The 10536-nt window shown below is 48.6% G+C and carries 10 protein-coding genes; 7 read left to right on the top strand and 3 right to left on the bottom strand.

Annotated features, from left to right (window positions below; translation table 11 throughout):
• Nucleotides 1–90 precede the first annotated feature (90 nt).
• Complete coding sequence (locus tag NYE92_RS23050; protein ID WP_210453695.1) at nucleotides 91–669, top strand: TetR/AcrR family transcriptional regulator; 579 nt, start codon at nucleotides 91–93, stop codon at nucleotides 667–669.
• A gap of 4 nt (nucleotides 670–673) precedes the next feature.
• On the opposite strand, the gene NYE92_RS23045 is transcribed toward NYE92_RS23050, so the two are convergent.
• The 3 genes from NYE92_RS23045 to NYE92_RS23035 all read right to left on the bottom strand — a co-directional run bounded on the left by NYE92_RS23045 (nucleotide 674) and on the right by NYE92_RS23035 (nucleotide 2994).
• Nucleotides 674–1237 (bottom strand): TetR/AcrR family transcriptional regulator, encoded by a 564-nt coding sequence (locus NYE92_RS23045; protein ID WP_259019483.1) that lies wholly within the window; start codon nucleotides 1235–1237, stop codon nucleotides 674–676.
• A 168-nt stretch (nucleotides 1238–1405) separates the two neighbouring features.
• Complete coding sequence (locus tag NYE92_RS23040) at nucleotides 1406–2608, bottom strand: FAD-dependent oxidoreductase (RefSeq protein WP_116197378.1); 1203 nt, start codon at nucleotides 2606–2608, stop codon at nucleotides 1406–1408.
• 122 nt (nucleotides 2609–2730) lie between these two features.
• Nucleotides 2731–2994, bottom strand: a complete 264-nt coding sequence (locus NYE92_RS23035; protein ID WP_019105685.1) for a hypothetical protein — start codon at nucleotides 2992–2994, stop codon at nucleotides 2731–2733.
• A gap of 658 nt (nucleotides 2995–3652) precedes the next feature.
• On the opposite strand from NYE92_RS23035, the gene NYE92_RS23030 reads away from it, so the two are divergent.
• The 6 genes from NYE92_RS23030 to NYE92_RS23005 are packed head-to-tail and all read left to right on the top strand — an operon-like array spanning nucleotide 3653 to nucleotide 10418.
• Complete coding sequence (locus tag NYE92_RS23030) at nucleotides 3653–4474, top strand: hypothetical protein (RefSeq protein ID WP_029569873.1); 822 nt, start codon at nucleotides 3653–3655, stop codon at nucleotides 4472–4474.
• A 21-nt stretch (nucleotides 4475–4495) separates the two neighbouring features.
• Nucleotides 4496–5038 carry a fimbrial protein gene (locus tag NYE92_RS23025; RefSeq protein WP_014593456.1) on the top strand — a complete coding sequence of 181 codons (543 nt, stop codon included), beginning with the start codon at nucleotides 4496–4498 and terminating at the stop codon, nucleotides 5036–5038.
• 58 nt (nucleotides 5039–5096) lie between these two features.
• Complete coding sequence (locus tag NYE92_RS23020; protein ID WP_014606109.1) at nucleotides 5097–5858, top strand: fimbria/pilus periplasmic chaperone; 762 nt, start codon at nucleotides 5097–5099, stop codon at nucleotides 5856–5858.
• A complete protein-coding gene (locus NYE92_RS23015) occupies nucleotides 5830–8391 on the top strand; it encodes a fimbrial outer membrane usher protein (RefSeq protein ID WP_409035023.1) in 2562 nt (853 codons plus the stop codon). Before NYE92_RS23020 ends, NYE92_RS23015 begins: the two co-directional genes overlap by 29 nt.
• Before the next feature lie 37 nt (nucleotides 8392–8428).
• On the top strand, nucleotides 8429–9724 hold the full coding sequence (stbD, locus tag NYE92_RS23010) for a fimbrial usher protein StbD (RefSeq protein ID WP_029569870.1): 1296 nt from the start codon (nucleotides 8429–8431) through the stop codon (nucleotides 9722–9724).
• Nucleotides 9690–10418, top strand: coding sequence for a fimbrial assembly chaperone (locus NYE92_RS23005; RefSeq protein ID WP_014606112.1), 729 nt, complete (start codon nucleotides 9690–9692; stop codon nucleotides 10416–10418). Before stbD ends, NYE92_RS23005 begins: the two co-directional genes overlap by 35 nt.
• Nucleotides 10419–10536: the final 118 nt, after the last annotated feature.

Genomic DNA, 10536 nt, shown 5'->3' with positions numbered 1-10536 from the left:
CGGCGATTCCCTCGCCCCGGAGCCTCGCGTACCATGCCAGAATAAGTCAATAAAAAGGGCCGCATATCGGCCTGTATTCAGGAGAGTTTTTTGAGCAAGCCTGATAATGAAACGTTTTTTAAGCAGCGGCAGCAACTGATCATTTCAGCCGCGAAGAACTGCTTCAGCCGTTCCGGTTTTCACGGTGCAAGTATGGCCGATATCAGTCGTGAATCCGGTTTAGGTGCAGGTCAGCTTTATCGCTACTTTAACAGTAAAGAAGTGATTGTCAGTGAAACCATAAAAAGTATCGCAGAAAACTGGCGGACGTTTTTGCTGCATAGTTTGACGCACGAAACGCACACCGCCAATATTATTGATACCGATTCGCCCTTTTGGCAGAACTGGTCTCCTGAGGACCGGTGTTTATTACTGGAAATGTATTCCGAAGCCTCACGTCATGAATCAGTGCGCTCAATGCTGGCCCGCGAGGAAGCCTTATTGGTCGCAGATCTGGACAGGCTATTCAGGCAGAAAATGCCGACAGAAAGTCCACTCCAGCGCAGCAACCGTATCCAGTTTTTGCTGATGCTGGTGGATGGCGTCGCCTGTCGTGCATATGGAGATAAAAATGTGGATCAGCAGGAACTGAGCCGGATCAATGCTGTACTCGACCGTCACCTGTTTTGATGCGTTACTCAGCATCCGGTTGGTGGATGTCATGGCTAACCGCCTCAAAGAACGGCATAAAGCTGTCTTCTGTCTCGCGGCGTTTCATAAAACGGCGAATGATCATGCCGTCTATTACCAGGGAAACCACATGCAATCGTGCATGGATGATGTTCTCCTCCAGTGCAGGATTGAGCGCCTGTTGCTCAGTAATAAAATTCTCTTTTAAAACCTGCCAGGCATCGTGAAGAATCTGACGAATACGCGCATTACGCGTGGATTCGGATGATATCTCGATGAGCAACACAATGCTTTGTTCGACTTCTGGTGACGCCAAATCTCCCGGCAGATGCGTCACTCTCCCCGCGTTCGCCATTTTCTCGAAGTCGGCTTTCAGTAACACGATCATACGCTGCACCACTTTCGTGACCAGTGCTTCAACGATCGCTTCCTTATTTTTATAATATTTATAAATCAGCCCGATGCTGACATTTGCCTGACTGGCGATACTCTGAATGGAGGTTTGATAAAACCCTTTTTGTCGCATGCAGTATTCGGCTGCATCAAGAATTTCTTCGCTGCGATTCATCAGGATACTCACAAGATAAAAGAAATGACTTTACTGTCTGTCATTACCAATAGCTATGGCAAGTGGGTAAGGCATTTCACGTCCTGTCGTATTCGGCGTGATGAAACAACCCCCTTTCCTGCGTCCGTTTGCCTGACGGTTGTCTTCCATCAGGCGAACGGGCGTTGCTCAACGAACTGCGCGTGGCTTTTCCATACGAAATCCCATGCCGATGAGTCGGCCAAAAATAAAGCGTAAAAAGGGATATTTACGGATGATGCCGGGCATTTTGCTTTTGCCTTCCCCACCCGGTTTCTTTTTACTGCTCATTTTTATTTGCAGGAACTGCGTCGCAACGGTGGGAAACTGACGGCGCTGCTGTACTTTTTTCAGATCCCTGAACGTGACCTTCCTCTTTAACAAAGGCCGGGTAAGCAGATTCGCCGTGGCCACCGCATCCTGGATGGCAAGATTAACCCCCACTCCGCCAATGGGTGACATCGCATGAGCCGCATCACCGATGCAGAGCACGCCCGGTTTTGCCCACTGATTCAACCTGTCGATACGGATTGACAGCAGTTTGAAACTCTCCCAGCTGTCAATTTCCGCCAGCCGTTCGACGCTAAAAGGGGAGACGGTGGCAATGTTGTGTTTCATCGCGTCAAGCCCACGGGCCTGGATCGCCTCAAACTGCCCTTTTTCAATCGTCAGCCCACACTGCCAGTAATCGCCCCTGTCGATCACGATAACGTTATTTCGCGGGCCAGTGTGGCCCATCCCTGACTGCGGATCCTCTGGCTGTTTGTTCAGGCGAAACCACAAAACGTCGCGTGGTGAGCCAAAATGCTGGCTCACCAGTCCGGCCTGTGCGCGAACGGCAGAGTTACGCCCGTCAGCCCCCACCACCAGGCGGGAACGTATCTCAACGGGCTGACCCGACTGTAAGGCCAGAACACCCCGAACTTCACCCTCTTCGATGATCAACTGGCTTAACGAGGTGGATTTTAGCAGGGTGAAGCCGGGAAACTGCGCGCTCTGTTCCGCCAGAAAATTCAGGAAATCCCACTGCGGCATGAAGGCGATAAAACGGCACTGCAGCGGCAGGCGCGAGAAATCGGCCATCGTGACCTCCTCGCCCCCCATTTCCGCCTGCAGCTTTTCCGCACGCTGATGAGGAAGTTTCAGCAGATCGTCCAGCAGGCCCAGCTGATGCATGACCTCCAGCGTAGAAGGATGGATCGTGTCACCACGAAAATCGCGGAGAAAATCGGCATGTTTTTCCAGCACGACAACCTGTAAACCGGCGCGGGCCAGTAGATAGCCTAGCATCAAACCGGCCGGGCCGCCGCCGACGATACAGCAGTCAGAGATAACGTGTTCAGTGGATGGCATAGCTTACCCCTCATAATATGCGTGGTAAGTGTATGCCACTGCGGATGATTTAAGTACCGAGGAACGACAGGGATAAGCGTTGTTGTCCCGGCCAGACCAGGTGCACGAGTGCAACAGCGTGGTCATCTGGCGTTCTCTTCTTTTATCTCTACCAGCACCAGCGGACATTTTCTGACCTGGCAGGCGTGATGATAGGCCATGGAGCATACGGAGCAATAATCGGCAGAATCTGACTGATACTCGTACTCCTGAAAATAGCGAAAGCCGCCGCTGTCAGCATCGGCGCGCGCGCTGTAGAAAGCATGGTCAGCAAGCTGCTCGTCCAGCTGCATGAACGTAAGTGCGGAGGGGTTGTGATAACCCACTTTAATGCGATATGTGGTCATAGTGACGAGTATTGCTATGCAAAGCTGCATTAGCCAGACATTTTGGGTGTTGACTGTGATAGTTAAAAATTATCAAAAACGTTGCTGACCTTAGTAAACCTCAGCGTCACTAAACCTTTCCTGCGCAAATCGGCATCGGTCTTTTTTAAAGCATGAGACACCTCTTTTGCCCGCTTGTCTGCACATATTCAGGCGCCCGGCGGGCGTTAAATCCTGTTCAGCCACCCTTTCTCTGAGTGCGTAATCGCCGACATAAAAAAGCCAGGCCGCTATATTTATACTATTTAACATCACCGTGATGATTCCCTGTGAAAACGTCGCTGGAAGACAAACAAATAAAATTGTCAAAACACTTAAACAACTATCATTTAACTGTGAAGGTACACTTTAGGATAAATATAAAAAATCAACTTTAGGTACTCTACATGTTGCACAATAAGGCACCGAAAACTCTACGCAAGGTAAAAAACAGCAGACTCAATTTAACAAAGAATTGTAATAATTTAATGAACATACCGAACAGAGCGTTTAATTTTGCACAACGATAAACCTTAACTTTTTGATAAATGCCGCAGAATTTATCATTTTGTGCTGTTTTTTTATTGATCCTTTTCCCTTGAGGACGGGAATAATCCTGGGCGACCGTAAATATTCTTAAATGGAAACTGTACAAGATAATCATTTAATCATCGTAATTTTAACATTCTCAGGAAGATTACCGCTTAATGAAGCATCACAATTGTCCGTAACCGACATCAGAATTTTCTTGGTTAAAGAAGCCGTTCTTTCTTTTAACCCGTTGAAGGAAAAGGAAACCCACTGTTATGATAGGTCAACTTTCTTAACAAGCGGTAGAAATCGGCTGATGAGAAGGATAACCAAAGAGGATGTTCGCTGCTCAAGTTGTAAATATTGTTGCCAACTGACGAGCAATACTCAGGAAGAGATATTACGATGCCCAATTCAAAAGATTGCCGTATGGCCAGGCAATAATCATTTTTTGATAAAAGGCGTTTTGTCGTTGGTCGCCGGACGATACGAAAGCCTGTTCTGCAGAGGATGTATATTTGTTGACTTTTCGATTCATAACCTCCGTTATTTTACCAGCAAAAACTGGATGGATTATCTGCGAGGAACCGGCCTTGCCATTATTATCATCAGCGATCGCCGAATGGAATCTCTGGCGTCATTTTGGCGGAGACAGGAGCCCACGATAAATACTGTGATTTATGCGGACGGTAAAATTGAGGATATTAAAAAAGCGGTTAATGCCTGTTATTACGGATTAAAGGGAGGTGAAAGGAAACGCGTCAACGCTTTGACGCTGGAAGAAGTTAAATTTTTGGACCTTGCCAATTATGGCCATTCGCTGGGTGAAATTTCCAGCGAAATGAAACTTGGCGTTAAGAAGGTTTACATCATTAAAGACGCTGTCAGAAGGAAAACTGGAATCAATCTTAATCAGTTACTTTCCAGTTAATTGATCATAAAGGAAGATAAAATGACTTATCACACCAATAAATTTAGCTTGTCTCTGATTGTGAGTGCCTTTCTGCTGTCAGGATATGCACAAGCAGATTCTGCTAATACCATTAATTTTCAGGGCGAAGTCTCTGATGAAACCTGTTCAGTTGCCATTAACGGCAATGAGAGTTCACCCGTTGTACTGCTTCCTACCGTAAGTAAAGCGGATTTAGATACCAGTGGTAAGACGGCAGGTAAAACTGACTTTACCGTCGGTCTGACAGGCTGCAGCGGTTCAGCGACCACCACCCAAATCTCAACGGTATTCGTGGGCAATAACGTGAGCGCAGCAGGTAACCTGACGAACACCGGGTCGGCTGAAAATGTTGAGATTCAGATGCTGGATACGGCGGGTACGGTAATCAACCTGACGGGGGGCTTTACCGGTAGCGGCGACTTAAGTTTATCCGCGAATGAGACTGAAAAGTCAGCGACCTATGGCGCGCAATACTTTTCAACCGGGGTGGCAACATCCGGTACGGTCGCTGCCTCCATTCAGTATGCCATAACTTACCGTTAGTTCTGTTCGGGTGCGCCACGGTTATTATGGGGCGCACGTTTTTTTTGAGGAATCAAATATGGAAAACCGCTGGCTGGTGTTTGCGCTAAAATTATTTTTCATTACTTTCCTGTTCTTACTTGCAGTAAATAACGCCAGAGCGAACGTGACTATTCTTGGTAGCCGTCTCATTTACCCTGCCAGTGCCAAAACCGTTGATGTGCAGTTAAAAAACAACGGTGATATCCCCTATGTTATTCAGGCCTGGTTTGATAACGGCGATGCCAATTCTCAACCTGAGCAAAGCAGTCAAACGCCCTTTATTGTGACACCACCCGTTTTTCGTATACAGCCCAAGACTGGCCAAATTGCACGAATTATATTCAACGGTAGCCTGCCTCTCCCTCAGGATCGGGAGTCTGTCTTTTGGTTTAACACATTGCAGATCCCCCCTGCGAATCTGAAAAATGAAAATAATCAAAATGCCATGATGGTCATGTTACGAAACCGCCTTAAAATCTTTTACCGTCCTGTTTCAGTGGGAAACCCGAATAATATATTAAAGAATATCTCGCTTAAAATCGTTCACGATAATCATAAAGGGCTGGGCATTGAAATCAATAACCCTCAACCCTGGCATGCTTCATTACTCGACATTTCATTTAAGGTGGCAAATCAAGACCTGCATTCCGATGCTGATATGATTCCGCCTTTTAGCAAAAAAACCTTTTGGTTCAGTACGGATAAAAAACGTTTACAGGGCGTAAACATTGTCTCCGTTGCTGCAGTTAACGATCAGGGAGCCAGAATAAGTGAAAACTATAAGGTTGAAATTAATTAACTCAAAATTAATTGCATTCACCATTTCGATTTCCTTTTCTCAGCATGCTTACTGCGAAGATTATTATTTTGACTCAAGCCTGTTTAAAGGCTCGGCATTTGGACAGAACATTGAACAATTTAATCAGAACGCCACGCCTGCTGGCAATTATCTGGTCGATATTTATCTCAATAATAAACGGGTTACATCCGGTGTCAAAATCGCGTTTATCCAGTCTGACCTCCAACAGGATGCGGAACCTTGTCTTCCGTCAAAGGTTGTTGCCTTGCTGCAGCTAAAAGTGCCACCCACGCCTGAACCTGAAGAGCAGTGTCATCCACTGGGTTACTGGTCATCAGACGGTCATTGGCAATTTGATCCGGCATCACTGCAATTACAGCTCACGATCCCAAACTCAAGCCTCGATAAGAAGCCGAGAGGTTACATCCCTACATCTGAATGGGAAGAAGGTATTAGTGCAGTATTTTTACGGCACAACACCAATTACACCTGGACCGAAAACCGTACGTCTGATTATCGCTATCAATATTTATGGAGTGGGATCACCGCGGGTACCAATCTGATGAAGTGGCAGTTGCGTCATCAGGGTAATGCGCGCTATCTCAATGACAGTGCAGGCGGCAGTCGATACCGTTACAACACCGTGAAAAGCTGGGTACAACGCCCGCTGGAACAGCTTAACAGCATACTGTCTTTAGGTGACAATGCCACCGACAGTTCCCTGTTTGGCAGCCTGGCTTTTAACGGGATTAAATTGTCTACCGACCCAAGGATGTGGCCACAAGGCAGGCGGGGTTATGCCCCTGAAGTCAGGGGCGTGGCAACCTCCAGCGCGCGGGTTGTCATTAAACAACTGGATAAAGTGATCTATGAAACCACAGTGCCACCAGGCCCTTTTGTCATTGATGACTTGTACAACACGCGCAATCAGGGTGACCTCGCTGTTGAGGTTATTGAAGCTAACGGTAAGCGTTCGACCTTTACCGTTCCTTATGCTTCCGTTCCAGACTCTGTGCGCCCGGGCAACTGGCAGTACTCGCTGGCGCTGGGACGGGTTCGCCAATATTACCGTGTCAATAACACCTTTTTTGAGGGCATTCTGCAACGGGGCATCAGTAATCGCCTGACGGCGACGGCGGGTACCAGGCAGGCAAACGATTATCAGGCGTGGCTGTTAGGTGGCGTGCTGGCAACAGAGATCGGCGCACTGGGAATGAACAGCACCTTTTCACATGCGCGGGTTGAACAGAACAAAACAGCGTCAGGCTGGCGCGCGGAGATCAACTACAGCAAGACGTTTGACACAGGCACCAACCTGGTTCTGGCTGCCTACCGGTATTCAACGAGTGGGTTCCGTGATTTGCAGGATGTTCTGGGCGTGAGACGTCAGCAAGACGCAGGCATTCAGTATTATTCTGATTCATTAAATCAGCGTAACCGTTTGACTGCCACACTGAGTCAGTCCATGGACAGATTCGGTTTGATCAGTTTGAGTGCCAGTACTGCTGATTATTACAATAACCAGTCGCGCATCACGCAATTGCAACTTGGCTATAGCAACACCTGGAAAACTATCAGCTACGGTATCAACATAGGTCGTCAGCGTACGGTCTGGTATAACAACCGCTATGATTCAGGTTTTTCCCTACAGCAGGATGACAGCCGCCAGCAAAAATACACCGAAAATACCTTTTCACTCAACGTATCCATTCCGCTTGACTGGGGTAAAAGCCTCTCGTCAGTCGCTTATAACGTTAACCAGTCCAGTCAAAATCGCAACACATCCCTGTCGCTGTCGGGAACGGCAGGCGATAACCGTGACTTATCTTATTCACTCTACTCTGGCCTCGATCAGAACCGGGATGGGCAGCGCAATCGTGCCCTGAGTTTCGGTGGCAATCTGCAACAAAATACCCGACTGGGTGCGGTACGCGCCAGTTATGGGCAGGCCGAGAGTTATCGCCAGGTCGGATTAGGCTCGTCAGGCACCCTGGTTGTGCATCGCGGTGGGGTGACGGTGGGCCCCTATACCAGTGATACGTTTGCGTTAATAAAAGCCGAGGGCGCGCAAGGCGCGACAGTGCGTAATGGTCAGGGTGCTGTTGTGGATGCGTTCGGCTATGCCATCTTACCTTCTCTGACCTCCTATCGTGAAAACACCGTCAGTCTGGACACGCTTAACATGCAGGCTGATGCGGAACTGAGCGGTGGAAGTCAACGCGTGGTGCCTTATGCCGGTGCGGTGGTGCAGGTGCATTTCGCCACGCTCAAAGGCAAAGCGGTCCTCATCAATCTGAAGACAGCCAACGGTGAGATGCCGCCCATGGGCGCTGAGGTCCGTGACGCAGAGAATACGGTAATCGGCGTGGTTGGCCAGGGGGGGCAGCTATATGCGCGCGTGCCTCATGACTCGGGGGTGCTGCGCGTAAGCTGGAATAACAACGGGCCGCAGCGCTGCCGGGTTAATTATCAGATTACCGGCCAGTTTGACAGCCAAATCATCCACCTCGACAGCCTGTGTAGCAAGGAGTGATGCAGTGTCTTTACATCGATCTTTTTTCTTCATCGCAATGCTGTGCGCAACGCCGCTGCCGCTCCTGGCAAACTGCAGCAAGGTAACGAGCGCATCTTCACTTTCAACGGAGGCGAAGGAGGCAGGTTACACGGCAAGTTCGTGGTCAGGTGCCTGCGATACCTGCTCAGGCAATGTGGGCCTGCCGTCGATCATCAGCATCAACTCGGGTAATACATTTCAACCCTCAGGTACGCTTCTGGCGAGTTCAGTGGGTAATTTTCTGACAGCATCCACTAACAAAGCCTACACGCCGAATCAGATTCTTTATCGGTGCGCGCAGGCCGATGCCGATAAGCTGTATGAAATGTACGCCACTAACGGTGATTCACCTTTTGCCGGGAAAAACAGCACCAGCGAAGTCGACGGTGCTTATTATGACTATGTGAAAAATGTTGCCGTTCGCTTGACTAATCTTGCCACAGGAGAATATTACAGCCGTTACTGGAAGAGCCGTAAACTTACCGCTGATGACTGGTATTCCGATGGACAGTATATTTATATCCCCGCCAGCGCTTTCAGTAATGTGCTTTATGAGATGTTTAAAATTGACTCTACCAGCTATTACGGAAACAGCGCTAATCGTTACGTCGATGGCCATGCACAACCACGGGGATATATCGCTTTTAAAGGGCCAGGGTTAGATACAAATAACCTTGATGAAGGCAAAGACAGTAGCACTGTCTGGAATGGATTTTACAACAACTGGCCTGGCGGCTGGAGCACATATAAAAACGTCACCTATGTCCGCGGTGCAATCTGTGAAGTGAAAGATTACCCTTCCGTCGTATTGCTTCCTACCGTCAGCACCGCCACGCTGGCCGCAGGCGGTAGCAGCCAGGCGCCCTTTTCTGTCGCGCTTCAGTGCGAATCGGGCGCGATTTCCAGCATCAACGCGTCAACCAGCAGCGCAGCGAATGTCGCCATGGGCTTTCTGGTCAATCAACCCAATGCCGTGGCAAAGGCGAACAGCCTTGGCCTGACGACCAGCGGCGGCGGCTTAACCTGGCTACTGGACACCCGGTATGGCAATAGCGACGTTGCGTCAGGAGTGGGAATTAAAATCTACAACAGCAATGGAACAGCCATGAATTTATTACCGGATTTTACCAGCACCGGCTCAGGAAACAGTCGTGGATGGTATGCCTATAAAGACTTAACCTCACTGGTTTCCTCAAGTCATGGTGAAACCTATCAAGGAGACTTCACCGCCTCGCTTGAAGCCATTCCCGGACAGATCACTACTGCAGGAACCGTCAATGCTCAGTTACAGGTCGTTGTTAGTTTTCAGTAGATTCATGCTGCTGTCGATGTTTATGCTACCGGGCGTCAATCAGGCCGCCGTGAATATCGATAAAACACGGATTGTTTTTAACGCTGGGGACACTGCACAATCCGTCAACCTGATAAACAAGGCAGAAAGCCCTGCCATTGTGCAAATCTGGACGGATGAAGGTGATATCCATCTGTCGCCCGATAAAAGTAAAACACCTGTGATGGCTATGCCGCCGATATTTAACATGCAGCCCGGCGAAGTCCGTTCGGTGAAACTGATGCTGACCACACGTTCTGCGCTCGCCCCGGATAAAGAAACCTTATACTGGCTAAACCTTTATCAGATACCGGCGATCAAAAAATCCGATGGTCAGAACCCACGGAAGCTGATATTGCCACTGCGCCTGCGTTTGAAAGTGTTCGTACGGCCAACAGGGTTAAGAGCGCCTCAGCCAGAGGATGCAAAGAAGCTGAACTTTATCCTAAAGGGACAAGAGCTAAAAATAACAAATCCAACGCCCTGGTATATGAGCCTGAATGCGAAAGTGGATAATGCTGTGCTGAGGGATATTATGGTGCAACCGCATTCTTATGTTCTGCTTTCCCCTTCCACATCGCTTAATCCTGGCTCCATCGTGTCCTATGAAGTCATTAATCAGAATGGTAATGCTGAGAAGTATCACGGTACGCTTCTCGATACCGTCGTTCACTAGCTGAATGGAGCATATTCGGAACAGTGGATAAAATGCCCTCGCGCTGGAGTGTAGTAAATCTTCAATAAGGCGTTGAACATTGATGCCTCATCAATGATCTTCTGTTCAGACAGTAGAA

It is taken from the genome of Pantoea sp. B566 (assembly GCF_024793925.1).
Classification (GTDB): Bacteria; Pseudomonadota; Gammaproteobacteria; order Enterobacterales; family Enterobacteriaceae; genus Pantoea; species Pantoea ananatis.
The sequence above is the reverse complement of the archived record's forward strand: the minus strand, read 5'-3'. Positions and strand labels throughout refer to the sequence as shown.

Coding starts and splice junctions, on each gene's coding strand:
- NYE92_RS23020 (WP_014606109.1), top strand. CDS start 5,097: ATGGAAAACCGCTGGCTGGTGTTTGCGCTAAAATTATTTTTCATTACT.
- NYE92_RS23030 (WP_029569873.1), top strand. CDS start 3,653: ATGGAAACTGTACAAGATAATCATTTAATCATCGTAATTTTAACATTC.
- NYE92_RS23040 (WP_116197378.1), bottom strand. CDS start 2,608: ATGCCATCCACTGAACACGTTATCTCTGACTGCTGTATCGTCGGCGGC.
- NYE92_RS23035 (WP_019105685.1), bottom strand. CDS start 2,994: ATGACCACATATCGCATTAAAGTGGGTTATCACAACCCCTCCGCACTT.
- stbD (WP_029569870.1), top strand. CDS start 8,429: ATGCTGTGCGCAACGCCGCTGCCGCTCCTGGCAAACTGCAGCAAGGTA.
- NYE92_RS23025 (WP_014593456.1), top strand. CDS start 4,496: ATGACTTATCACACCAATAAATTTAGCTTGTCTCTGATTGTGAGTGCC.
- NYE92_RS23005 (WP_014606112.1), top strand. CDS start 9,690: ATGCTCAGTTACAGGTCGTTGTTAGTTTTCAGTAGATTCATGCTGCTG.
- NYE92_RS23045 (WP_259019483.1), bottom strand. CDS start 1,237: ATGAATCGCAGCGAAGAAATTCTTGATGCAGCCGAATACTGCATGCGA.